General features: G+C 72.3%; 21 protein-coding genes. 6 read left to right on the forward strand and 15 right to left on the reverse strand.

Annotated features, from left to right (window positions below; all coding sequences use genetic code 11):
- Positions 1-116: 116 nt before the first annotated feature.
- The 7 genes from ACFV9W_RS28090 to ACFV9W_RS28120 all read right to left on the reverse strand — a co-directional run bounded on the left by ACFV9W_RS28090 (position 117) and on the right by ACFV9W_RS28120 (position 8,327).
- Positions 117-1,223, reverse strand: a complete 1,107-nt coding sequence (locus ACFV9W_RS28090) for a maleylpyruvate isomerase family mycothiol-dependent enzyme (protein ID WP_385765965.1) — start codon at positions 1,221-1,223, stop codon at positions 117-119.
- Complete coding sequence (locus ACFV9W_RS28095) at positions 1,223-1,855, reverse strand: sigma-70 family RNA polymerase sigma factor (protein WP_385765968.1); 633 nt, start codon at positions 1,853-1,855, stop codon at positions 1,223-1,225. Before ACFV9W_RS28095 ends, ACFV9W_RS28090 begins: the two co-directional genes overlap by 1 nt.
- A gap of 55 nt (positions 1,856-1,910) precedes the next feature.
- A complete protein-coding gene (locus tag ACFV9W_RS28100; protein ID WP_385765971.1) occupies positions 1,911-3,020 on the reverse strand; it encodes an aminotransferase class V-fold PLP-dependent enzyme in 1,110 nt (369 codons plus the stop codon).
- Positions 3,021-3,155: 135 nt separating this feature from the next.
- On the reverse strand, positions 3,156-3,872 hold the full coding sequence (locus tag ACFV9W_RS28105; protein ID WP_385765974.1) for a DsbA family oxidoreductase: 717 nt from the start codon (positions 3,870-3,872) through the stop codon (positions 3,156-3,158).
- Positions 3,873-4,020: 148 nt separating this feature from the next.
- The gene (locus ACFV9W_RS28110; RefSeq protein WP_385765976.1) at positions 4,021-4,494 is read right to left on the reverse strand and encodes a GNAT family N-acetyltransferase; all 474 of its coding nucleotides are present in this window, start codon (positions 4,492-4,494) and stop codon (positions 4,021-4,023) included.
- Positions 4,495-6,140: 1,646 nt separating this feature from the next.
- Positions 6,141-6,749, reverse strand: coding sequence for a DUF1349 domain-containing protein (locus tag ACFV9W_RS28115; protein WP_385765978.1), 609 nt, complete (start codon positions 6,747-6,749; stop codon positions 6,141-6,143).
- A gap of 45 nt (positions 6,750-6,794) precedes the next feature.
- Positions 6,795-8,327 carry an aldehyde dehydrogenase (NADP(+)) gene (locus ACFV9W_RS28120; RefSeq protein WP_385765981.1) on the reverse strand — a complete coding sequence of 511 codons (1,533 nt, stop codon included), beginning with the start codon at positions 8,325-8,327 and terminating at the stop codon, positions 6,795-6,797.
- A 131-nt stretch (positions 8,328-8,458) separates the two neighbouring features.
- On the opposite strand from ACFV9W_RS28120, the gene ACFV9W_RS28125 reads away from it, so the two are divergent.
- From ACFV9W_RS28125 to ACFV9W_RS28145, 5 genes are all read left to right on the forward strand, one after another.
- Positions 8,459-9,241 (forward strand): IclR family transcriptional regulator, encoded by a 783-nt coding sequence (locus ACFV9W_RS28125; protein WP_385765984.1) that lies wholly within the window; start codon positions 8,459-8,461, stop codon positions 9,239-9,241.
- Between the two features lie 97 nt (positions 9,242-9,338).
- Positions 9,339-10,799 (forward strand): peptidoglycan D,D-transpeptidase FtsI family protein, encoded by a 1,461-nt coding sequence (locus ACFV9W_RS28130; RefSeq protein WP_385765987.1) that lies wholly within the window; start codon positions 9,339-9,341, stop codon positions 10,797-10,799.
- A 124-nt stretch (positions 10,800-10,923) separates the two neighbouring features.
- The gene (locus ACFV9W_RS28135; RefSeq protein ID WP_385765990.1) at positions 10,924-11,502 is read left to right on the forward strand and encodes a SigE family RNA polymerase sigma factor; all 579 of its coding nucleotides are present in this window, start codon (positions 10,924-10,926) and stop codon (positions 11,500-11,502) included.
- Positions 11,499-12,149: a hypothetical protein gene (locus ACFV9W_RS28140; protein ID WP_385765993.1), complete on the forward strand. Its 651-nt coding sequence runs from the start codon at positions 11,499-11,501 to the stop codon at positions 12,147-12,149. Before ACFV9W_RS28135 ends, ACFV9W_RS28140 begins: the two co-directional genes overlap by 4 nt.
- Positions 12,150-12,191: 42 nt before the next feature.
- Positions 12,192-13,019, forward strand: a complete 828-nt coding sequence (locus ACFV9W_RS28145) for a pectate lyase (RefSeq protein ID WP_385765995.1) — start codon at positions 12,192-12,194, stop codon at positions 13,017-13,019.
- A gap of 61 nt (positions 13,020-13,080) precedes the next feature.
- Here the strand turns inward: ACFV9W_RS28145 and ACFV9W_RS28150 are convergent, their stop codons facing one another.
- Positions 13,081-13,875, reverse strand: coding sequence for an HAD family acid phosphatase (locus tag ACFV9W_RS28150; protein WP_385765997.1), 795 nt, complete (start codon positions 13,873-13,875; stop codon positions 13,081-13,083).
- A gap of 244 nt (positions 13,876-14,119) precedes the next feature.
- On the opposite strand from ACFV9W_RS28150, the gene ACFV9W_RS28155 reads away from it, so the two are divergent.
- Positions 14,120-14,356 carry a hypothetical protein gene (locus ACFV9W_RS28155; RefSeq protein WP_385766000.1) on the forward strand — a complete coding sequence of 79 codons (237 nt, stop codon included), beginning with the start codon at positions 14,120-14,122 and terminating at the stop codon, positions 14,354-14,356.
- Positions 14,357-14,369: 13 nt separating this feature from the next.
- On the opposite strand, the gene ACFV9W_RS28160 is transcribed toward ACFV9W_RS28155, so the two are convergent.
- The 7 genes from ACFV9W_RS28160 to ACFV9W_RS28190 all read right to left on the reverse strand — a co-directional run bounded on the left by ACFV9W_RS28160 (position 14,370) and on the right by ACFV9W_RS28190 (position 22,947).
- Positions 14,370-15,476 (reverse strand): pectinesterase family protein, encoded by a 1,107-nt coding sequence (locus ACFV9W_RS28160; protein ID WP_385766003.1) that lies wholly within the window; start codon positions 15,474-15,476, stop codon positions 14,370-14,372.
- A gap of 87 nt (positions 15,477-15,563) precedes the next feature.
- Positions 15,564-16,865 (reverse strand): polysaccharide lyase family 1 protein, encoded by a 1,302-nt coding sequence (locus tag ACFV9W_RS28165; RefSeq protein ID WP_385766006.1) that lies wholly within the window; start codon positions 16,863-16,865, stop codon positions 15,564-15,566.
- 61 nt (positions 16,866-16,926) lie between these two features.
- Positions 16,927-17,763, reverse strand: a complete 837-nt coding sequence (locus tag ACFV9W_RS28170) for a rhamnogalacturonan acetylesterase (protein WP_385766008.1) — start codon at positions 17,761-17,763, stop codon at positions 16,927-16,929.
- A 114-nt stretch (positions 17,764-17,877) separates the two neighbouring features.
- Positions 17,878-19,248 (reverse strand): ABC transporter substrate-binding protein, encoded by a 1,371-nt coding sequence (locus ACFV9W_RS28175; protein ID WP_385766011.1) that lies wholly within the window; start codon positions 19,246-19,248, stop codon positions 17,878-17,880.
- Positions 19,245-20,816, reverse strand: coding sequence for a family 43 glycosylhydrolase (locus ACFV9W_RS28180; protein WP_385766013.1), 1,572 nt, complete (start codon positions 20,814-20,816; stop codon positions 19,245-19,247). Before ACFV9W_RS28180 ends, ACFV9W_RS28175 begins: the two co-directional genes overlap by 4 nt.
- Positions 20,813-21,679, reverse strand: a complete 867-nt coding sequence (locus ACFV9W_RS28185) for a PmoA family protein (RefSeq protein WP_385766016.1) — start codon at positions 21,677-21,679, stop codon at positions 20,813-20,815. The genes ACFV9W_RS28180 and ACFV9W_RS28185 overlap by 4 nt, the downstream gene beginning before the upstream one ends.
- Positions 21,676-22,947 (reverse strand): Gfo/Idh/MocA family protein, encoded by a 1,272-nt coding sequence (locus ACFV9W_RS28190; RefSeq protein ID WP_385766180.1) that lies wholly within the window; start codon positions 22,945-22,947, stop codon positions 21,676-21,678. Before ACFV9W_RS28190 ends, ACFV9W_RS28185 begins: the two co-directional genes overlap by 4 nt.
- Between the last annotated feature and the right edge of the window lie 7 nt (positions 22,948-22,954).

Raw genomic sequence — 22,954 nt, forward strand, 5'->3', positions numbered from 1 at the left:
AGCGTCTTCCGCTCGTCCTCGGACAAAACGAGCGGGTCCAACCGCGGTCCAGGCACACCACCATCAGACCGCAGAACTCAAGACCAGGACACTAGGCCCCTAAAGCCCGCCTCCGCTCACAGCCAGGCCAGTCGGGCCGCCCGGTCCAGGAGGGTGCGGGCCGCCCTTGGGTCGCCGGTGCCCGGCGGGAGGGTGTCGGGGGCCGCGCGGCCGCCGACGAGGAGGCAGAAGTCGACCGGGTCGAGGGCCAGTTCGGCGCGGACCGGTTCGTCCTCCGAGCCGAGCACCCACTCCGTGGAGCGGCTCGCGTCCGCCACGGTCAGGGCCACGGGCGTGGCCCGCGGGCCGAGCGCCTGGCCGAGGATGCGCACGGCGAGGCGGACCAGGCGCCACAGGTGGCCCGCGGGCGGCGGGGGCACGGGGCGGCCCAGGGCGCGGCCGATGTCGTGGCTGTGGATCCACGTCTCGAAGGCACGGACCAGGAAGTGCTCGGCGACGGGCAGCCGCGCGCCCATCAACGTCGCGGCCTGCGCGGCGAGTTCGGTGTCACGGGCGGCCGGGGCCGCGAGCAGTTCAGCGGCGCGGTCCCGCCAGACGGCCACGGTGTCATGCGGGTCACGCGCGCGTTCGTGGGCGATGACGGTACGGGTGCGGGCCTCCCACTCCGTGCGCCAGTCGCCGTCGAGCGGCACGTCGGCGGGCGGTTCGTGGCCCGGCAGACCGAGGTGGACGGCCAGCGGCTCGTCGGCGGCGATGAGGTGCGCGACCGTGTCCCGCACCGTCCAGCCGTGCACCACCTCCGTGGACCACGCCTCGTCGGCCTCGGCGAGCAGCGCCTGGAGGGCGGCGACGGTCGCCGCGTAGGGCTGGGCGTGCGGGGCGGCGGACGAGGCCCGGGGTACGGGCGGGCGGCGTGCCAAAGCCGCGGCGAGGGGGCCCGTGCCGGTGGTGCGGAACGGGCGGCCGGCCGCGTCGTCGGGCGGCACGCCGGCCGCGCCATGCCCGTTCCCGTTCCCGTTCCCGTTCCCGTCCCCGTTCGCGTTCCCGTTCGGCCCGTCCAGGGCCCGTATCGTCGCTGTCAGCCGTTCCGCCTCGGCCGCGCACTCCTCGCAGTCCGCCAGGTGCGCGGGGACGGCGCGCTGTTCGTCGGTGGGCAGGGCCCGCAGGGCCCAGGCGCCCAGGAGTTCGCTCACTGTCGCGTGGTCGCGCGCGTCCGTGGCCATCAGGCACCCCTTTCGTGGGCCTCGTAGTCCGGCTCCGCCGGGTCCGCCAGCGTTTCCGCCAGGCGGTGCAGTGCGGTGCGCAGGCGGGTCTTGGCGGTCCCTTCCGGGATGCCGAGTTCCGCCGCCGCCTGACGGTACGTCCGGCCGGCGAAGTACGCCAGATGCACCACTTGCCGCTGCGGCAGCGGCAGTTGGGCCACGGCCGAGTGCAGGAGCAGCGAGCGCTCGCGGTCGACGACCCGTTCGTCGGGACCCGGTTCGGAGGCCGGGATGGCGTGCAGCGCCGCGTCGTCCGCGACACGGGCCTTGCGGTGGCGGGCCTCGCTGCGCACCCAGTCGACGGCGCGGCGGTGCGCCAGCATGGTGAGCCAGGTACGCAGCGAGCCGCGCCGTGCGTCGAAGGCGTAGGGCCGCGCCCACAGCTGCGCGAAGACCTCCTGCGCGACGTCGTCCGCCGCCCCCACCGAGCGGGTCACGCGCACGGCGACACCACGGACGAGCCCGCTGTACGCGTCGTACGCCTCGGAGAGCGCGGCCTCGTCGCCGTAGACGAGACGTCGGTGCAGTTCGGCGTCGGCCGCGGCCCGGTCCTTGGGGTCGCAACGCTCCGTACGGGCCACCGGCACCACCACCTCGTACTGCCTTCCTAGCGTTCTGGGGAGCGGGACGCCAGAGGGCGGCAGGACTTCAGGCGGAGAGCGCGTCGAGGAGGCGGTCGACGTCGGCGGGCGTGTTGTACAGATGGAAGGAGGCCCGCAAGTTCCCTGCCCGGTTGGAGACTTCGATACCCGCACGCTGCAACTCGCCCTGCCGCACACCGAGTTCGGGTACGGACACGATCGGCGAGCCTGGCGAGGGCACCGGTTCGTGCCCGATCCGTGCGAGGCCCGTACGGAACCGGTCCGCGAGCGCCAGGTCGTGGGCGTGGATCGCTTCCGGCCCCAACTCCTCGATGACGGCGAGGGATTGGCGGGCCCCGGTGTACGCGACGAGGCTCTGGGTCTCGTCGAAGCGGCGGGCGGAGCGGGCGGGTTCGGTGACGGGCCCGTAGCAGCTGTCCCAGGGGTTCTCCCCCGAGACCCAGCCGCCGAAGACGGGCGTGAGCGCGTCGAAGCCCTCGGTGTCGGCCGGGCCGACGAAGAAGACGGCGCCGCGCGGGCAGGTCAGCCACTTGAAGGCGACGGAGGCCAGATAGTCGGCGTCGGCCGCGTGCGCCGCGAGCGGGTACCAGCCGGCCCCCTGCGAGACGTCGACGTAGAGCCGGGCGCCGTGCGCACGCGTGGCGGCGCGCAGTGCGGGCACGTCGGCGATCCGGCCGTCGGCCGACTGGGCCGCGCTCACCGCGACGAGCGCGGTGCCGGGGCGTACGGCGTCGGGGAGCGCGTCGAGCGGTACGGCACGGACCTTGAGGTCACCGCGTACGTGGAAGGGGTTGACGGTCGAGCTGAAGTCGCTTTCCGCCGTGAGGACTTCGGCCCCCGCGGGCAGGGACGCGGCGATGAGACCGCTGTAGACGGCAACGGACCCGCCGGTCGCGACCCGGCCCACCGGGACGCCGGCGATCCGGGCGAAGGCCGCGCGGGCCTCCTCGACGTCGGCGAAGAGCGAGTCGGGGGAACGGCCCGCGGCCATGTCGTCGATCGCGGACCGCATCGCGGCCGCGGCCCGTGCCGGGAGCAGCCCGGAACTCGCGGTGTTCAGGTAGGTGGTGGCGGGGGCGTACTGCGCGCGGACCAGCTCCGCGTCGAGGACCTGGGCGGCCGTGGCCCGGGCCCGGTGCTCACCGGAAGTCTCCATGGCACCACTGTGCCGCGCCACCAACTACCCGTCCATTGCGAATATTTGCCGGGTACATCTAAGCAACCCTTCTGCGTGCAGGTCAGGCGGGTGGCGAGGCCGGGAGTGGAGTCAGGAGCGGACTCAGGAGCGAAGTCAGGCCTGCGGGACGGCGCAGCCGTCGGGGCCGCAGGCGTCGCCGCCGTCCGCGCTGTCGATGACGGTGAGCGGGGAGCGGTCGGCCCACGCCTGGGTCAGCGCCTGGGTGAACACCTCGGCGGGCTGGGCGCCGGAGACGCCGAACTTGCGGTCGAGGACGAAGAACGGCACGCCGTTCGCGCCGAGCTCGGCGGCCTCGCGCTCGTCGGCGCGCACCGCGTCCGCGTACGCCTCGGGGTCGGCGAGCATCGCCCGGACCTCCGCCTCGTCGAGACCGGCCTCGACGGCGAGCCGCACGACGTTCTCGGTGTCGCCGAAGACGGAGTCCTGCTCGGCGAAGTTGCCCCGGTACAGGGCGTCGATCATCTGGTCCTGCACACCCTTGTCCAGGGCGAGGTGGAGCAGCCGGTGCAGGTCGAAGCTGTTGCCGAAGTCGCGGCCCTCGGTGAGGTACGGCAGGCCGAGGGTGGCGGCCTGCTGGCCGAGGCCCTGCTCGTTGGCGGCGGCCTGGGCCTCGCTGATGCCGTACTTCTTGGCGATGTACGGCACGACGAGGCCGGTCTCCCCCGGCTTGGCGTTCGGGTCGAGCTCGAAGGACCGGTGCACGACCTCTACGTCGTCCTTGTGCGCGAACCCGTCGAGCGCCTCCTCGAAGCGGGCCTTGCCGATGTAGCAGAACGGGCAGTTGATGTCGGTCCAGATCTCGACGCGCATGGGGTTCTCTCGGTCTCTCGTTCCGGGGATGCGGAGCGTGCACGTATCCGTATACGTGTACGGGGAGGGTGTGGGCGGTCGCGGGGTGTGCGGCCGCGCAGGGCGGGGTGGTGCCCTGCGCTCCGCTACAACCGGACGGGGCCTCCGGTCATTCCCCGCCCGGTGTGAACCGCATCCGGCGGTGCGAGCCGCCGCGGCCCTCCTGGCCCTCGTCGACCCAGCCGTGGCGGGCGTAGAAGGCCTGGGCGCGGGTGTTGTCCCCGTGCACGATGAGGTGGACCTCGGCGACGCCGTCGACCCGCCACTGCTCGACGCAGGCGGTGTGCAGTTCCGTGCCGATGCCGCGGTTCCAGTGATCGGGGTCGACCTGGAACTGGTACAGCACGGAGGCGTCGGCCGGGGCCTCGTCGGGCCGCCGGAAGGAGGCGAGGCCGACGACGGCGCCGTCCCTGACACAGACGAGTACGTGCCCGTGCGGCCGGGCTATGGCCACCTCCCACCGCTCGACCCACGCGCCCGGGTCCCCGTCGTCCGGGAGCCCCTCCCGGTAGTACGTGGCACGCGCCCTGCGGTGCAGGGCGGCGAGGACGGGGGCGTCGGCGGGAACGGCGGTACGGATCATGCCCCTCAGGACGCGGTTCGACGCCCTCGGGGTTTCGGGGTGGGTGGTCGGGCGGCGTGATGTGTGCGGGTGGGTGTGGTGGTGGGGGCGGGGAGGTGGGGTGACGGGGGTGTCGCCGGGGGGGGCGGGGTGGGCGCACCCCGGAGGTGGCTGGTCGCTGCGGCGGGGTTGGACCGGGGCGGCGGCCGTACGTCGGGGGGCTGATTGCTGCGACGGGGGTTGGACCGGGGGCGGCAGCCGTACGTCGGAGGGGGCTGATTGCTGCGGCGGGGTTGGGGCAGGGCCGGCCCTGCGCCCGAGGCGGCCGACCGCCCCGGCGAGGTCTGGCCGGCCGCAACGGTCGGCATGCGGCGTCTACCGTTGCGGCTGCCCCATGGCACCGTACGAGCCGCCGAGACGGTCGTGCACGCCGTCCCGCCCTCCGGGCCGTTCCCCGCCCACCTCCCACCCACCCGCCCCCTCCGGGGGCTCCGGTCGGAGCCCCCGAGCCCGGCCGTCCCGGCCGAAACCCGAACGGTCCCCGGACCGTCCCCTGCCCCACGGGCACCGACGGCCGGGGCCGTCGACGACCGGGAGCGGGCACCTCGCGGGCACGAGCGGCGCGAGCAGAGAGGGCTGGCCGGCCGCGAGACAGGGGGACGGGTGGGGTGGCCCGCCCCGGCTCTGAGCGACCTGGCCGGGCACCCGCGGCCACACCTGACGCCGGCTTCAACAGGCCGGAACCTCGGCCACATCAAGCAGACAGCCACACCCCGCGCCGACCGGGACGTCCGGGCCGAAGCCCCAGAGGAGGCGGGAGGCGAGCGCGGCCCGGCCGCCCGGCCGGACCATCTCGCCTGCGCCGAACCAACCCGGGCCCCGGAGGGGAACCAGGTACGGGAACCGGACCCCGCCGCGGGCGGGCGAACCGGGGTCGGTCCCCTGGCAGGCAGGAGCCGCGCCGCAGGCCGGTGAACGGGTGAGGTGGGTCCGGATGGCCCCAGCGGCCGGGCCCGTGAAGCCCGGCCGTCCGCCACCGAGCGGCAGCCGGAACAGTTCCCGGGGGCCTCGCCGACCTGGAACGCGGGCCATGCCTCTCACCCCGACCGAGCCGATCCCGGCCCAAGACCCCGGCGGGCGGCAGGAGCGGGAGGCAAGCCAGGAACGGGGACCGGGCCGAGCCGAACCGCTGGCGGACGGACGGGGCGGGTGGGCAGTCCTCTTGACGGACGGAGGCTGCGCCCGACTCCGGGCCGGACCGATCTCACCGGGACCGAAGCACCCCGGACCCAAGCCCCCGGAGGGGGCGGGAGGGTGGGAAGTGGGCGGGGAACAGGCACCGGGCCGGTCCGGGCCCAAGCCCACGGCGGGAAGCAAGCCAAGAACGGCAACTGGACCGAGTCGCAGGCGGACGAACGGGACGGGTAGACAGTCCCCTTGGGGGTCGGAGGCCGCGCCCAACTCCGGACGGGACCGATCTCACCGGGACCGAAACCAATCCGGGCCGAAGCCCCCGGAGGGGGCGGGAGGGTGGGAGGTGGGCGAGGCTCGGAGGTCGAGCACCGAGCGCCGGGCGCCGGGCCATGGCGCAGGCCGAGTGGGCGGGGTCGCGAGCCCCCGCCACCCGTATCCCGGCGGAGCCACCCCGCCCCCGGCGGAGCCGCCCGTTACGAACCGTCCCGTAGACCCTTCGGCCACGTCGGCCGGTGTTCGATGTGGTCGTAGGTGACGACGCAGCCCTCGCCCACCGGGGACTGGGCCAGGAAGCCGACCAGGGCCGAGGACGCGGACTTCTCGTCGCCGAGGGAGAAGATGCGGATGAAGGTCCAGCGCGAACCGTCGGTCGAGGCGTGGAAGGCGAAGGCCGAACCCGTGCGGCTGACGCGGAGCCACACCGAGGAGCCCGGCACCACGAAGGCGTTCGCGTCGTCGGAGTGACCGCGGGTGACGACCGTACAGATCGTGGGCTCGTCCGGGGACCGCTCGAAGCAGAGCTTGGCCCACTCCCAGTCGCCCACATGAACGTAGAGGACTCCCGCGTCGAAGGCGGCCTCGAAGCCGACCGTCACGCGGGCGATCAGCTGGAAGTCGCCCTCGGGCGCGCCGAGGAGACGCGGCGCGTCCGACGCCGGTTCCAGCGAGGAACCGGTCGGCGGCACGAACCGGTCCTGGCGCGGCCCCGCCCACCCGGTGAGCACCCCGTCCTCGTACGACCAGTGGCCGTCGGGTCCGTACGTGCGCAACGGGAAGGGCAGGGGCGGTATTTCGAGATCCATGCCGCCAGTCTCGCAGGGGCCCGCAGCTCCGCGGGCCCCGTCCGGTCAGTTCTCCAGGCGGCCGTTGAAGCGGCGCGGCAGCCCCAGCGGGTTGTCGTCGCGCAGCTCCTGCGGGAGGAGCGCCTCGGGCGTCGTCTGGTACGAGACCGGGCGCAGCCAGCGCTCGATCGCGGTGCCGCCCACGGACGTGGACGTCGACGTCGTCGCCGGGTACGGGCCGCCGTGGTGCTGCGCGGGCGCGACCGCGACACCGGTCGGCCAGCCGTTGACGAGGACGCGGCCCGCGATGGGCGTCAGCTCGGCGAGGATCTCGGCGCCGCGGCCCTCTCCGGCGGCCTCGCCCGAGGACAGCTGGACCGTCGCCGTGAGGTTGCCGGGGAGGCGGTTGAGGACCGCCGTGATCTCGTCGGCCGTCTCGTAGCGGGCGACGACCGTCACGGGGCCGAAGCACTCCTCCAGGAGCAGGTCGTGCGCGCCGCCCTCGGTCGCGAGCCGGCCGGCCGGGACCGTGAGGAAGCCGGGCGCCACCGTGTGCTCGCTGCCCGCGCCGGGCGTCACGGGCGCCTCCACGTCGGGAAGCTCGGCCCGCGCGGCGACACCGGCGACGAAGTTGTCGCGCATGCGGTGGTCGAGCAGCACGCCGGAGGCGGTGTCGCTGACGGCGGCCGTCAGGGACTTGACGAGCGTGTCGCCCGCCTCGCCCTTCGGCGCGAAGACGAGGCCGGGCTTCACGCAGAACTGGCCGACGCCCAGCGTCATGGAACCGGCGAGCCCGGTGCCGATCTGGTCGGCGCGCTCGGCGGCGGCGGCCTCGGTGATCACGACCGGGTTCAGGGATCCCAGCTCGCCGTGGAACGGGATCGGCACGGGACGCGCGGCCGCGGCGTCGAAGAGCGCACGCCCGCCGCGTACGGAACCGGTGAAGCCGGCCGCGGACACCAGCGGGTGCTTGACCAGCTCGACGCCCGCGTCGAAGCCGTGCACGAGCCCGAGCACGCCCTCGGGGACGCTGTGCTCGGCGGCGGCCCGCCGGATGGTGGCGGCGACCAGCTCGGAGGTGGCCGGGTGGTCGGGGTGCGCCTTGACGACGACCGGGCAGCCGGCGGCGAGCGCGCTCGCCGTGTCGCCGCCGGGCACGGAGAAGGCGAACGGGAAGTTCGAGGCCGCGTAGACGGCGACGACGCCCAGCGGGATCTTGTAGCGGCGCAGGTCCGGGATGGGCGGCGTCGCCGTGTTGTCGGGGTGGTCGATGACGACGCCGAGGAAGGCGCCCTCGTCGACGATGTCGGCGAACTTCCTCAACTGGAAGCAGCTGCGGGCGAGTTCACCGGTGAGCCGGACGGGGCCGAGCGCGGTCTCCGCGTCCGCCGCCTCGACGAGGTGGTCCTTGGCCTCTTCGAGGCGGTCGGCCGCGGTGCGCAGGAACGCGGCGCGGACGGTGCGGTCGGCGAGGGCGGCGCGGGCGTCCTGCGCGGCGCGGACCGCCTCGTCCACTTCCTGCGCCGTGGCCTCGTCCGCGACCTGCTCCCGCTGCTTCCCGGTTCGGGGGTCGACACTCCAGACTGGTGTTGCTGCCACGGCACATTCCTCCAGCTTTTCTCGCCGCGCACCAGGGTGAGCGACGAGGATCGTTCGATATACTGAACGCTGTCTCTGATGATGAACTACTCACCGAGACTATTTCTCGTCGAACGAAGGGGTCAAGGGCGATGTCGGCAGACGAGACGGGGGCCGCGGCAGGCGGCGGGCAGGTGAAGTCCGCGGTGCGGACCGTGGAGTTGCTCGAGTACTTCGCGGGCCGCCCCGGGATGCACTCCCTGGCCGCGGTGCAGGAGGCCGTCGGGTACCCGAAGTCCAGCCTGTACATGCTGCTGCGCACGCTCGTCGACCTCGGCTGGGTGGAGACGGACGCGACGGGCACGCGGTACGGCATCGGGGTGCGCGCCCTCCTCGTCGGCACCTCGTACATCGACGGGGACGAGGTCGTGGCGGCGGCCCGCCCCACGCTCGACCGGCTCTCCGACGACACGACGGAGACCATCCACCTGGCCCGGCTCGACGGCACGAACGTCGTCTACCTCGCCACCCGCCAGTCGCAGCACTATCTGCGCCCCTTCACCCGCGTCGGCCGCCGGCTGCCCGCGCACTCCACGTCGCTCGGCAAGGCGCTGCTCGCCACCCACACCGACGAGCAGGTGCGCAAGCTGCTCCCGGAGACGCTGCCCTCGCTGACCGAGCACACGACCACGGACCGCGAGAAGCTCATCGAGGAGCTGCACCAGATCCGCGAGCAGGGCTTCGCGGTGGACCGCGAGGAGAACACGCTGGGCCTGCGCTGCTTCGGCGTGGCGATCCCGTACCGCACCCCGGCCCGCGACGCGATCTCCTGCTCGGTCCCGGTGGCCCGGCTCACACCCGCGCACGAGCAGATGGTCAAGGACGCGCTGTTCGACGCCCGCGACCGTCTGATCCTGGCGACGCGCAGGCTCTGACGCGGTCGCGGGGCTCCGCCCCGGCCCACATGAACGTACGGTGAGAAATCGCACCACCAGGAACGAATCGCGCCGCCCCGCTCGTCTTCCGTACGCGATGAACAAGACGATCAGGCGCGCCTCCGTCTTTACGCTGCTCCTCGTGTTCGCCCTGCTGGTCAGGGCGACGTGGGTGCAGTTCTACGACGGCCAGGCCCTCGCCAACAGCGACGACAACCGGCGGAAGACCATCTCGCAGTACGCGAACCCGCTCGGCGACATCATCGTGGGCGGAAAGGCGGTGACCGGCTCGACGAAGACGGGCGATTCCAGCGACCTGAAGTACAAGCGGACGTACACGGACGGTTCGCTGTACTCGGCGGTGACCGGCTTCACCTCGCAGGTGTACGGCGCCACCCAGCTGGAGGGGATCTACCAGGGCGTGCTCGACGGAACCGACACGCAACTGAAGAGCCCCATGGACACGCTCACCGGCAAGAGCGGCAGCCCGGGTGACGTGATCACGACGATCGACCCGGCCGTGCAGAAGGCCGCGTACGGCGCGCTCGGCGACAAGAAGGGCGCGGCCGTCGCGATCGACCCGGACACCGGCAGGATCCTCGGCATGGTGTCGACGCCGTCCTTCGACCCGTCGAAGATCAGCGGTTCCGGTTCCGAGGACGCGGCCGCCTGGAAGAAGCTCTCCAAGGACGAGGAGTCGCCGACCGTGAACCGGGCGCTCAAGCAGGCGCTGCCGCCCGGTTCGACGTTCAAACTGGTGGTCGCCGCCGCGGCCCTGGAGGACGGTCTGGTGTCGTCGATCGACGACAAGACGGACACGCCGAACCCGTACAGGCTGCCGGGTACGAGCACGTACCTGAAGAACGAGACGACCTCGATGCCCTGCGAGAACGCCTCGGTCCGCACGGCGCTGCAGTACTCCTGCAACACCGTCTTCGGAAAGCTCGCCGCCGAACTGGGCGGGGACAAGGTCCGGGCGATGGCCGAGAAGTTCGGCTTCAACGACGAGAAGACCGACGTTCCGGTGCGGGCCGCCAAGAGCAACTACCCGTCGAAGATGGACGACGCGCAGACGGCCCTGTCCGGCATCGGCCAGTTCGACGTGACGGCCACGCCGCTGCAGATCGCGATGGTCTCCGCGACGATCGCGAACGGCGGCGAGCAGGCGTCCCCGCACATGGTGTCCCAGGTGACGGACGCCGACGGCGACGCGGTCAAGGAGTTCGCGGACGACGACAGCACCCGGGTGATCAGCGAGGGGACCGCCACGCAGTTGCAGTCCGCGATGCAGACCGTGGTCTCCAAGGGCACCGGTACGGTCGCGCAGATGGACGGCAAGACGGTCGGCGGCAAGACCGGAACGGCGCAGCACGGCGAGAACAACAGCGAGACCCCGTACGCCTGGTTCACCTCGTACGCGAAGGACGACTCGACCGGCAAGAAGGTCGCCGTGGCGGTGCTCGTCGAGCAGTCGGACGCGGCCCGCTCCGAGGTCAGCGGCAGCGGCCTCGCGGGCCCTGTCGCCAAGGCGATGATGCAGGCGGCGCTCAAGAACTGACGCCTCCTCAATCCCAGTTCCACCGAAGGGTGTCCGGTATCACGGACACCCTTCGGTGCGTCGTACACAACGCTGGTACGCTCACGCCTCCCCCATCGGGCCGCCACTGTGAGGGAGGGGTCGCGTGAGCACGGTCGTGGACGCCGGGGACGATTCCGCTTCTGCCGAGTTCCATGCCTTCTTCGAACGGCACCACCGCGAACTCGCCCGCCTCGCGCACCTGTTGACGGGCGAGGCGGACGCCGCGGACGATCTCGCGGCGGACGCCCTGCTCGCGCTCTGGCACCGCTGGGACCGGGTGCGGGACGCCGAGCATCCGGTGGCGTACGCGCGCGGCGTCGTCGCCAACCTCGCGCGCACCCGGATCCGCAGCGCGGTGCGCGAGCGGCGGCGCGTGGCCCTCTTCTGGTCCGGACGGCAGGACCGTACGGACGGGCCGGACGTTCCGGCGGTCGTCGATGTGCAGGGCGCGCTGCGTGAACTCCCGTTCCGCAAGCGGGCCTGCGTGGTGCTGCGGCACGCCTTCGACCTGTCGGAGAAGGACACCGCGCTCACGCTCGGCGTGTCCGTCGGTACGGTGAAGAGCCAGACATCGAAGGGCATGGCCGAGCTGGAACGGCGGCTCGGGTCCGGCGAGCCGGCGTCCGGGCGCGTCCGGTCGGTGGGCGCTCCGCTGGACGCCACGGAAGGAGGCCGTCGATGAGCGAGGAGGACGTGCGGCAGCGGCTGCGCGCGGCTGCCGACGCCCACCGTCCCGACCGTGCGCGGATGCTCGCCCGTATCGAGCGCGGGATGCGCGAGCCGGAGCGGCACGAACCGGAGCGGCGGCCCGCGGTGGGCTGGGTGCGGATCGCCGCGCTCACGGCGGGTGCCGCGGGGGCGCTCGCGGTGGGCGGCTTCGCGGTCGGTTCGGCGCTGCGCACCGATCCGGGGCCGCAGCAGCGGCAGGTCGCGGTGTCGCCCGCGGCGGACCCGCTGTGGGCCGACGGTTCGGTGGACCCGGGGTCCAACGCGTACTGGGCGCAGTCCAACGTCACGTTCAAGACAAAGGCCGAACTGGCCGCGCTGACCGTCGAGTTGCGGGTGGCGCAGACCGGGAAGGTCAACAGCACCGGCGACTGGCGCTCGCTGCCCGCCACCGACTTCAAGGAGTCCGTCACCGAGCGGGACGGGTTCCTCGTGTACCGGTGGGTGCTGAGGCCGGGGCGCACGGTGCCGGTGGGTCAGCATGTGTTCGCCGGGCAGTACAACCACGCGGAGGGCGGCCGGGACGCGGGCGCGGACAGGTACTCCGTCAGCGGCCGGACCGGCTCGGGCCAACACGTGTACGTGGACGGCGACTTCGCCTGACGAAGGCGGCAACCCTTCCTCCGTCGGTGACCACTGAAGGGCATGACCAACACACCACGACACACTCATCGCCGCCGCACCACCCGCCGCAGAGCGCTCCTCGGGGGCCTCGGGGCGCTGACGCTCACCGGGGGCGCGCTCATGGCGAGCGGCATGCTCGGTACGGCGGGGGCCGCGGCCGCCTGGCCCTCGCCCACCGGCACCAAGGCCGTCAGCAGCACGATCTCCGTCTCGGGCACGTACGACGGCGGGCTCAAGCGCCACTACGGCTCCGGGGAGCTCGGCGGCGACGGGCAGGAGGAGGGGCAGGACCCGGTCTTCAACCTGAAGGACGGCGCCATCCTCAAGAACGTGATCATCGGCTCGCCGGCCGCCGACGGCGTGCACTGCGCGGGCAGTTGCACGCTGCAGAACGTGTGGTGGGAGGACGTCGGCGAGGACGCGGCCACCTTCAAGGGCAAGTCGACGTCGTCCGTCTACACGGTGTACGGCGGCGGCGCGAAGAAGGCCGACGACAAGGTGTTCCAGTTCAACGGCGCGGGCAAGCTCGTCGTCACCAAGTTCCAGGTCTCCGACTTCGGCAAGCTGGTCCGCTCCTGCGGCAACTGCTCGACGCAGTACAAGAACCGCAGCATCACCATCAACGACGTCGACGTGACGGCGCCCGGCAAGTCGATCGTCGGCATCAACTCGAACTACGGGGACACGGCGGCCCTGCGCAACGTCCGCATCCACGGCGACAGCAGCAAGAAGATCAAGCCGTGCGTCCGGTTCGAGGGCAACAACACCGGCGCCGAGCCCAAGGAACTGGGCAGCGGCCCCGACGGCACGTACTGCCGGTACACGGCGTCCGACCTGACGTACGACTGAGCCCCGGCGGCCGTGGGGTGCGGCCGCCGCCGGGCGGCCGCACCCCACGGGCCCATCGGTATCAGCCCACGTAGTACGTCGGGTTCGGGAACTTGTACGTCTTGTTCGCGTACCCGCCCTCCAGGTCCGAGTACTGGTCGCCGAAGTTGCCGACGATGTCGTAGCCCTGGGCCTCGATGTGCTTGCGCGTCGCCGACTTGTACTGCACCGTCGTGCAGTTCCAGGCGGCGGCCGTGGCGCAGTCGGCCAGGTATGCGGGCGGGTTCGCCTTGTCCTTGAGGTAGACGTGGTCCGCGTCGAGGTTGACGTCGATGCCGACCTTCTTCAGGTTCTCCACGGCGGCGGCGCGCTGCGTCTCGCCGAGCCCGGAGTTGTAGAAGACCTCGACGCCCTTGGACTCGGCGTACTGGATGAGCGCGGGCGTGCCGAAGACGGCGGGGCGGTTCGCCCTGCCCACGTACTCCTTCCAACTGGCGTCGTTGTAGACGTAGTTGGTCTTCTTCTCGTAGTCGAGGCTGAGCAGCAGCGTGTCGTCGATGTCGAAGACGATCGCGGGCTTGTCGCCCTTGTCGTGCTGCTGCCGGGCCGCCGCGGCGATCTGCCGCTTCGCGCCCTTCTGTATCCGGCCGAGGTCATCGGCGTAGGGGCTGTCGGGCGAGGCCTGCCAGACGCCGTCGGCGTCCTGCTTCGCGCCGTAGTAGGAGTCGATCTCCTTGGTGAGGAGGCCGATGTTGTGCGGCTCGGCCGTGGCCTTGTCGCCGGTGGAGCCCGCGTCGGCGGACCCGGCGGTGACGACGCCGGCGAGTACGAGGGAAGCGACCGTCGCTGTGGCGGCGGCGAGATGGCGCTTGCGCATCGGTGACGTAGATCCAATTCTGGCCGTGACGGCTGCGAGAGCCGTCGGGGACGGGGGGATTCGTGCAGGTGAATGCATGTCTACGCGCATCACATGAGTCCCGCGACCGGCTTTACCCGATCGATACCCGACGCCGATATGGCCGCACCATTGCTCCGGCATGGCACCTTGTTGACCGAGCCTTGAAGGGGCCCCTTCTAGGGTCGGAGGAAGCGCTTCGACCCACAGAATGCAGGGCCCCACCGTGACCGTGACCCCGACGAGTCTTCTCCCCCTCGCCGCCGGCGACCGCGCCACCTCGCCGGTCCTCCTCGGCTTCTTCGCCGTGGGCGGGGTCGTCGCCATATCGGCCGGCCTGAGCTGGGCGTTCGACCTCCGCGGCCTGGCGCCCGTCGGCTACCTCCGCGTCCTGGGCGCGGCTCTGACCCTCGCGGGCCTGGTGCTGCTGTTCGTCACCTGCGCCCTGTGGCACCTGGGCTGACGGCCGGCGCCGCTCACACCCACGGCCGCCACTCCCCCAGATACGCCTCCCGGGTGTGCCCCGCCGCCTGCTCTCCGGTGAGCTGCGGGCGGTTCCCGGGGACCGGCGACGCGGCGCCGGGGCCGGTGTTCCGGTACTCGGCGAACCGCTGGTCCTGCCACGGGAAGCTCGCCGACATATTGGCGTAGGGCTCGCCCGCGTCGATGCCCCGGCCGAGCCGCGACTCACGGACGACGAGGGCGGGCCTCGCGGTCGTGTCGGAGCTGGGCACCCAGGGGCGGGCCAGCTTGTAGTACGCGTCCGGGGCCGTCGAGCCGATCCGGCCGCGGGTGACCAGGAAGCCGAGCGGGTTGGCGCCCGCCGTGGACGGCGCGAACACGAAGCCGTACGGGGCGGAGGCCAGGTCGGTGCGGTCGAGCGTGCGGAAGTCGCAGCGTTCGAAGACCGCGGTGCCGCGCCCGAAGACGAAGTCGACGTCGCCCTCGACGTAGCAGTCGCGGAAGTACTGGCGGGAGAAGGCGGTGAGCGCGGGCGAGTCGGCGTACAGCGTGTCCTGGTGGCCGAGGAAGCGGCACCGGTGGAACGCCGAGCGGTCGCCCGTCACCTTGACCGCGACGGCCTGCGTTCCGGTGATCCCCGGGTGGTCCGCGCGCAGCCAGTCGTTGGCGAAGGTGACGTGGTGCGCCGTGAAGCCGTCGGGGCGCAGGGTGACGGTGGCGCTGCCGGTGGTGCCGTACGTGCCGGAGCCGTCGGGCTTCGGGGTGCCGGCGGCGTTGTCGTACACGACGACCGTGTCGCGGGGGTCGCCGGTGGCGCCGATCCAGGTCGTGCCGGTGGCCGTGGCCGGGACGGTCACCGTTTCCCGGTAGGTGCCGGGGGCGAGGACGAGGGTGTGGCCGGGGGTGGTCGCGGCGGATGCGGCGGCTTGGACGGTGAGGTGGTCGCCGGCGCCGCGGGGGTCGACGTAGAGGGTGGTCGGGGTGAGGCGGGATCTGGGTGAGCCGTAGCGGCCGAAGGGGTTTCTGCGGAGTGGTGTGGCGTGTGACGGTGTGGTGGCGGCGGCGCTCAAGGCGAGCGCCGCGCCAACGATGACGCTCCGTCTGGGGATACGGGTGGGCATGGTGCGGCTCCTGGGAATGTGGCCGGCGATCGGGGCGCACGTCGCGGGGCTCTGCCCCGGGCCCCGCGCCTCAATCGCCGGCGGGGCTCAATTGGGACCTGCGCCCTTCGCGACCACCCGCGGCACCGACTTCGCCGGGTCCACGTGCCCCCGCAGGGTCGGCTTCCAGCCCACCCCCTCGCGGAGCGGAGCGTCCGCGTGGTCCGCGTTGTAGGCCGCCACGAGGTCGGTCGGCCTGCCGTTGACCTGGTTGCCGGTGGCCGTCAGGGGATAGTCGTTCCAGCGGTGCAGGACGGCACCGGCCGAGGTTCCCTTGGGCAGCGTGAACGCGTTCTTCTCCGCGTAGAGCTGTGACTCGAAGCCGATGCCGAAGGAGTAGGAGTAATCGGCGTTGCCCACATACGAGTTGTTGTAGGCGTCGACCTGCCCGAAGCGGACGCGCGGGGCCCGTTCGACGAGGTTCTTGAAGAGGTTGTGGTGCAGCGTCACGCGCAGTTTGCCGCGGTCGGTGGCGGCCGCGCCGTCGCTGTTGCCGATCATCAGGGTCTTGTCGTGGTCGGCGAAGACGTTCCAGGAGGCGGTCACGTAGTCGGCGCCGCGCACGATGTCGAGCTGGCCGTCGTGCTGCTGGTAGAGGCGGCCGAAGTAGGTCGGCAGCGTGGAGTCGGGGTGGGCGCCGTCGGTGAACTCGTTGTGGTCGAGCCAGACGTGCGTGGAGTTGTAGACGACGGCCGCGTCGTACTCGGAGTTCCAGTTGCCGGTGTCGCCGTCCGTCGGGTCCCACTGCGGGAAGCAGTCGAGCGGGGACTCCAGGGTGAGGCCGCGCACGATGACGTTGTCGACGCCGTTGATCTGGAGGCTGCCGCCGACGATGCCGGGGTTCCTGCCGACGCCGATGAGCGTGGTGTTGGCGGGGACGGTCGCCTTGATGGCCTTGGCCTGGGCGGCGGCCGACGCGGCGCGCAGGTCCTCCTGCTCGCCGGTCACCTCCTTGTCGTAGCCCCAGACCTTCGGGTCGTAATCGGCGAGGTACTGGTCGAAGTCGTAGCCGTCGGCGGCGAAGTCCGCGCAGGTGGCGCCGTCCGCGTCGAGCGTTCCCCTGACCTTGACGATCTTGGGTGCGGTGCCGCCTGCGGCGAAGGCGGCCTTCAGTTCGGCCCACGTGGTGACGGTGTAGACGTGTGCGGCGTCGGCGGTGGCGCCGCCCGTGGTGCCGGTGGTGGCCGAGCCCCAGCCGTCGCCCTTGGTGAGGGTCTGGCGGGCGAGGTCGCGGGCGCCCGGTTCCGCCGCGCCCGCGGCGGTGACCGTGCCGGTGACGGCGAGGACGACGGCGGTGCAGCCGGCGGCGACGACCGCGTATCTCTGCTTGCTCTTCCTGTGTGCGCTCACTGTGCGGCTCCTGGAGGACGGGGTCGGGGGATGGCGGGCGGGAGTTGTCGGGCGGCGGATGTCAGGCGGGGGTGGTTCCGGCGAGCCAGGTCAGACGGGACTGCCAGGCCGGGTCCAGTTCGTCGACGGTGTCGGGCCCGTCGCCGGTGCGGCGCACGTCGCGGGCGGGCAGCACCTTGCGGCCGAGCAGTTCGGTGGCGGCCAGGCGGGCGACCGCGATCGCCCCCGCGGGGTTGAAGTGCGTGTTGTCCTGCTCGGTCGCGGTCCAGTTGAAGTACGTCTTCGTGGCCTCGACACCGAGCTTCCGCCACAGGGCCAGAGACAGCGCCTGGAGGTCGAGGAGCGCGACGCCCTCCCGTTCGGCGAGGGCGCGCATCGCCGCCGGGTAGTCGCCGTGGGTGGGCAGGGGGTTGCCGCCCGCGTCGAACTTTCTGCGCTCGACGGCGGTGGCGAGCACCGGGCGGGCACCCCTGGCCCGCGCCCCGTCGACGTACAGCTTCAGGTGCTCCTGGTACGTCGACCAGGGCTCGGTGTAGCGGGTGGGGTCGGCGCTCTTCTCGTCGTTGTGCGCGAACTGGATCAGGAGGAGGTCGCCGGGGCGGATCGCGGCGAGGACCGTGTCGAGGCGGCCCTCGTCGGCGAAGCTCTTCGAACTGCGGCCGTTGACGGCGTGGTTGGCGACCCGGACGCGGTCGGAGAGGAAGATCGGGAGGGCCGTGCCCCAGCCGGTCTCGGGCTTGGCGTCGAGGTACTTCTGGGCGGCGGTGGAGTCACCGGCGATGAAGAGGGTCCGCCGGTCGCCGCGGCGGGCGGTGGCGGCCGACACGGGAGGGGCGAGGGCCGCGGCGAGCGGCAGGGCGGCGAAGGCGGCCAGGGCGGTTCTTCGGGTGGTCGACACGTCGAGGTGCCGTCCTTTCGGGACCGGGGTGTGGTGGGGCCGGCGGCGGGAGCAGCGGGGCACGAGGCGTCCCGCCGCCGGCCCGGTCAGAGGTGAACAGGCAAGCGGTGACCGCTAGTTGGCCTGCTGCTTCCATTCGGCCTGCGCCTTGTTGAGCTGCTCGGCGAGGTGGTCCAGGAAGGTCTTCGCCGTGGTCTTGCCGAGCATGACCTTCTGGAAGTCGTCCTCGTTGTCGGCCTTGGAGATGGTGTTCCAGTCGGGCAGGTAGTACGGCAGCTGCACGATCTTGGTGCTGCCGGATTGCAGCGCCTCGGCGGCGAGCTTCGTCGGCTCGGACTTCTGCACCCAGTCGTCCTTGGCGGCGTCGGTGTTGGCCGGGATCTGCTTGGCCGACTCGTTCCACTTGCTGTTCTCCGCGTGCGAGGCGGCGAACTCCATGAACTTCCAGGCGGCCTTCTTGTTCTTGCTCGCCTTGAACAGGCCGAGCCCGTCGACCGGGTTGGAGACCTGGACGCGGGTGCCGTCGGGGCTCGTCGGGTTGGGGATGCCGCGGAACTTGGTGCCGAAGGCCTTCACGTGGTCGCCGTACGAGCCGAGGTTGTGGCTCAGCATGCCGATCTTGCCGCTGTCGTACTGCGCGACCATCTTCGTGAAGTCGTTGTTGACGTCGGCGGCCGGCGTCGCCTTCTTGTAGAGGTCGGCGTACTTCTGGAGCGCGGCCACGTTCTTCGGGTCGTTGACCGTCGTCTTCTCGTTGTCCGCGTCCCAGAACGACGTGATGCCGCTCTGCCCGTACGTCGCGTCGAGGGCCTGTGCGATGGAGCCCTCGCCGCCGCGGATGGTGTAACCGAACTCGTTCTTGCCCGTGTCGGTGAGTTCGGCCGCCGCCTCGAAGAACTTGTCCCAGGTCGTCGGCGCACCCAGGCCCGCCTTCTTGAACAGGTCGGTGCGGTAGTAGAGGACGCCGTTGTTGGCGGAGGTCGGCAGCTCGTACAGCTTGTCGCCCGCGCCCGCGGCCTTCACGGACTCCATGAAGGCGTCGTTGAGCTTCCCGTTGAGCGAGCTGGTCGCTATCCGCTCGTCGAGCGGTTCGAGGGCACCCTGAGCGGCGATCCCGGCGAGCATCGCGGTGCCCACGCCGCCGACGTCGGGCAGTCCGCCGCCCTGGATGGCGGTGTCGTACTTGGACTGCACGTTCTCGGCGGGGATGCCGACGTACTTGACCTTGATGTTCGGGTACTTCTTCTCGAAGTCCTTGATGATCACCATCCAGACGTCGCGGCGCACGGCCGTGTTGTTGTCCCAGAAGGTGATCTCGCCCTTGCCCGAACCCTCGTTGCCCTTGTCGCCGCCCGCGCCGCTGCCGTCGTCGCCGCAGGCCGTGGCGGTCAGGGCGAGGACGGTGCTGATGGCGACGGCGGTGCCGGTGCGCAGCGCGGATCTGCGGATGCCGCTGCGGGTTCCTCTGCGTGCACTGATGGTCATGGTCGGCTCTCTTCTTCTGGATCCAACTGGAGGGTGGTGCTGCAAAAGTGCGTGAACCGTGCGGCGCCGGCGGCCTGACCACCGGGCGGCGCCGCCGCGAACAGGCCGAGCAGGGCGCCGACCCAGCGCCAGGGCTGCGCGGCGAAAACCTGGCCGGAGCGCCGGAAGCCGTCCCCGGTGTCGACAAAGAAGCGGCAGCGGGCCCCGTCGGCGATGTCGACGCGCAGCCGCGCCGTCGCGTCGGGCGCCGCGCGGGGATGCGCGGCGTCCCGCTCCGCGTCGGCGGTGGTCTCGGCGAACCGGTGCACGACGTGGACCGTGCCGTCCGCCCCGCGTTCGAGGCCGATCCACGTGTACGCGTCGCCGAGCACGGCAAGTCCGGCGCGGGCGCCGGGAGTTGTGGCGTCGAGGTGGAGGTCGACCTCCACCTGGCTCGGCAGGAGTGGCAGCCGCTGGGTCAGCAGATGCGGTACGCGGCGCAGGTCGCGCACCCCGTCGGCGGAGCGCACGCAGGTCAGCAGCAGCCCGTCTCCGTCGTGCGAACTCGTCCAGTCCGCCTCGGAGTTGGCCGTCCACTGCCACTGCGGACCGAAGCGGCCGCCGGGGAAGTCGTCGTCCGTCGCGGGCGCCGTCACTGGCCGCGGCGGCAGCTTCGGCTTCTCGTGTACGTCGACGGGGGCGCCGTCGTCGCCGATCACGGGCCACCCGGAGGCGTCCCAGCGCATCGGCTGCAAGTGCACCACCCGCCCGTAGGGGCCGCGCTGCTGGAAGTGCAGGAACCAGTCCTCGCCCGCCGTGGTGCGCACCCAGCCGCCCTGGTGGGGGCCGTTGACGTCGGTGTCGCCCTGTTCGAGCACGACCCGTTCCTCGTAGGGCCCGAAGAACGAGCGGGAGCGGAAGGCACCCTGCCAGCCGGTCTCGACGCTGCCCGCGGGGGCGAGGATCCAGTACCAGCCGTCGCGCCGGTAGGCCTTGGGGCCCTCGAGGGTGAACCAGCCGGGGATGCGGTCCCCGTCGATCAACACCCGTCCCTCGTCGAGGAGTTCGCTGCCGTCGGGTGCCATGCGGTGGCCGGTGAGGCGGTTCTTGATGCCGGCGCGGGACTTCGCGTAGGCGTGCACGAGGTACGCCTCGCCGGTCTCCTCGTCCCACAGCGGGCAGGCGTCGATGAAACCCTTGCCCGCCTTGATCAGGTGCGGGGCCGTCCAAGACCCCTCGATGGACGGCGAGTTGACCTGGTACACGCCGTGGTCCGGGTCGCCCCAGAAGATCCAGAAGCGGCCGTCGTGGTGGCGGATCGACGGGGCCCACACGCCGCAGTCGTGACGTGGAGTGGTGAACGCCTCGGCGGGTTCGAGGCGGTCGAGGGCGTGCCCGAGAAGCGTCCAGTTGACGAGGTCGCGGGAGTGCAGCAGCGGCAGGCCCGGGACGCGGCCGAAGCTGGACGCCGTCAGGTAGAAGTCGTCGCCGACGCGGACCACGTCGGGGTCGGACCAGTCGGCGGCGAGCACCGGGTTGCGGTACGTGCCGTCGCCCAGGTCACCGGTTCTGCGCGGCGCGCGGCTCATGCGGCCACCGCCTTCCGGACGAGCGTCGCGGCCCGTTTCCGGTCGAGCGCCCCGTCGGCGACGACCGTGACCACGCGGCGTACGGCGGTGTCACCGGGGCCGATGGGCAGCCGGGCGGTGGCGGCGAGCGAGGAGCCGACGCCCGGGTACTCGTCGGTGCGGACGAACCACGGGTCGCGGCGGGTCTCCGCGGTGGCGCCGGCGAAGACGAGGGTCCAGCCGTCGCCCGCCATGGCCAGCCAGTCGGCGGGGCGGGCGTGGACAGCCGATTCGCCCTCGCCGTCCGCGGTGAACACCGCCGGGGCCGCGGCCTCCTTCGGCGCCCGCCAGAAGAAGCCTCCATACGCGGCGCCCGGGCGGCCATTGGTCGCGGGGCTGCCGATGCTCAGAGCGGCGTCCGACGGGTTGGTGAGCGAGAACGTGAAGTCCAACGCCCAGGCGTCGTCGCACAGTTGGGTGACGGCGACGGTGCGGCGCTCGCGCAGGAGCGGCACGCAGCCGTCCGCGATCCAGTCCAGGTCCTCCACGAACCCGTCCGGGTCGCACAGCTTGAACGCGCGGTGCCGCTGCTCGCCGTGATTGTCGAGCTCGGTCGGCCCCCGGCCCTCGACGTAGGTGCGCCCACCCCAGAAGTTGCGCCCCGCGACGTCCGGCACGGCGACGCCCACCCCGAGGTGGTGCGGGTGGTCGGCGGGCGCGAACTCGGTGACGGGGGTGCCGGCGAGCGTGGTCACCGGGTGCAGGAAGGGGCGCGGCGAGAGGCGGCGCCCGACGTCGGGGCGGATCTCGTAGCGGGCGACGGGGCGGCCCGCGCAGCTCAGCGTCAGCGGGGCGGTGGCCAGCCCGTGCAGGGTCCGGGTCATGACGAAGCCTCCGTTCCGGGGCGGGCCCAGGACGCGCCGAGTCCGGCGAAGCCCGTGAGGCCGTCGGCGCTCGCGGCGACGAGCCCGTCGGCGCCGTGCACCACCCGCCGTACGGTGCCCGGCCGGTCGGCGGGCACCTCGCTCCACGCGTCGGCGGGCAGCGCCAGCGGATCGGGGGCCACCCGGATCGCCTCGACCACGCGCATAAACGCGCCGGTGGCGGCAGGCGGCACGAGCAGCGGCGTCTCCCCGTCGGTCGCGAGGTGGTCGACGAGGTTGGCCAGGAGGTCGGTGCGCCCGTGCACCGACTCCTCGGGGCCGTGGCCCGCGCGCTGCACGAGGACGCGGTCCTGCTTGTACCAGAACGTGATCCGGCCGCGGCTCCCGTGCACGACGACGTACGGCTCGTCGGGCCGCTCGGCGCACAACGTCGCGGCGACGGTGACGCGCGATCCGGTGCGGGTGGTCAGCTCGACGTACGAGGTGTCGTCGGCCTCGATGTCGTTGGCGCGGTACAGCTCGGTGCGGATGGTGGCGAGGTCGGCGCCGCCGGTCGCGCCGTCGAGGGCGAGGGAGGTGGCGACGGCGTGGGCGAGCGGGTTGGTGAGCACGCCGTCGACGACGTCGACCGTCCGGCCGGAGCCGGAGCCGGTGCCGGTGCCGGAGCCGGAGCCGGTGTCGTCGGTGGCGGGGAGGCGACGGCGCCCGGCCCAGGGGGCGCGCCGGTAGTAGGCCTCGTCGCGGGCCCAGGCTCCGGCGGCGCCGATGCCGAGGGGCTCGCCGATGGCGCCGTCGCGCACGAGATCTCGTATATGAGACATCGCATGCGAGCCGAGCGACTGGAAGCCGACCTGGCAGGCGATCCCCGCCGCGGCGACCCCGGCCGCCATCCGCTCGTACTCCGTATATGACGGCGCGGGCGGCTTTTCCAGGAGCAGGTGCACGCCCCGCTCGGCGGCGACCAGGGCCAGGTCCGTGTGCGTGGGGATCGGCGTGCAGATGATCGCGATCCGGGCGCCGGTGCGGTCGAGCAGCTCCCCGAAGTCGGCGCTCTGCACGAGGTCTCCGGCGTCGAACCCGTCGAGTTCCGCCCCGTCCAGCGGCCGCAGCTCGCACACTCCGACGAGCCGCACCCGGCCCGCCTGCGCGAGGCCCCGCAGATTGTTGAGGTGCCAGCGGCCGTGTCCGCGTGCGCCCGCGAGGACGACGGGAACGGGTTCGTGCATCGGGCCGCTGTTGCCTGTCCGCATGATCGACTTGATCTTCATGGTGCTT

It is taken from the genome of Streptomyces sp. NPDC059897, from assembly GCF_042730865.1.
Lineage (GTDB): Bacteria > Actinomycetota > Actinomycetes > Streptomycetales > Streptomycetaceae > Streptomyces.

Bases quoted from the DNA above. Each gene is read 5' to 3' on its own strand.
- ACFV9W_RS28090 (WP_385765965.1), bottom strand. From the start codon at position 1,223: ATGGCCACGGACGCGCGCGACCACGCGACAGTGAGCGAACTCCTGGGC.
- ACFV9W_RS28100 (WP_385765971.1), bottom strand. From the start codon at position 3,020: ATGGAGACTTCCGGTGAGCACCGGGCCCGGGCCACGGCCGCCCAGGTC.
- ACFV9W_RS28105 (WP_385765974.1), bottom strand. From the start codon at position 3,872: ATGCGCGTCGAGATCTGGACCGACATCAACTGCCCGTTCTGCTACATC.
- ACFV9W_RS28110 (WP_385765976.1), bottom strand. From the start codon at position 4,494: ATGATCCGTACCGCCGTTCCCGCCGACGCCCCCGTCCTCGCCGCCCTG.
- ACFV9W_RS28115 (WP_385765978.1), bottom strand. From the start codon at position 6,749: ATGGATCTCGAAATACCGCCCCTGCCCTTCCCGTTGCGCACGTACGGA.
- ACFV9W_RS28125 (WP_385765984.1), top strand. From the start codon at position 8,459: ATGTCGGCAGACGAGACGGGGGCCGCGGCAGGCGGCGGGCAGGTGAAG.
- ACFV9W_RS28130 (WP_385765987.1), top strand. From the start codon at position 9,339: ATGAACAAGACGATCAGGCGCGCCTCCGTCTTTACGCTGCTCCTCGTG.
- ACFV9W_RS28140 (WP_385765993.1), top strand. From the start codon at position 11,499: ATGAGCGAGGAGGACGTGCGGCAGCGGCTGCGCGCGGCTGCCGACGCC.
- ACFV9W_RS28145 (WP_385765995.1), top strand. From the start codon at position 12,192: ATGACCAACACACCACGACACACTCATCGCCGCCGCACCACCCGCCGC.
- ACFV9W_RS28150 (WP_385765997.1), bottom strand. From the start codon at position 13,875: ATGCGCAAGCGCCATCTCGCCGCCGCCACAGCGACGGTCGCTTCCCTC.
- ACFV9W_RS28160 (WP_385766003.1), bottom strand. From the start codon at position 15,476: ATGCCCACCCGTATCCCCAGACGGAGCGTCATCGTTGGCGCGGCGCTC.
- ACFV9W_RS28175 (WP_385766011.1), bottom strand. From the start codon at position 19,248: ATGACCATCAGTGCACGCAGAGGAACCCGCAGCGGCATCCGCAGATCC.
- ACFV9W_RS28180 (WP_385766013.1), bottom strand. From the start codon at position 20,816: ATGAGCCGCGCGCCGCGCAGAACCGGTGACCTGGGCGACGGCACGTAC.
- ACFV9W_RS28185 (WP_385766016.1), bottom strand. From the start codon at position 21,679: ATGACCCGGACCCTGCACGGGCTGGCCACCGCCCCGCTGACGCTGAGC.
- ACFV9W_RS28190 (WP_385766180.1), bottom strand. From the start codon at position 22,947: ATGAAGATCAAGTCGATCATGCGGACAGGCAACAGCGGCCCGATGCAC.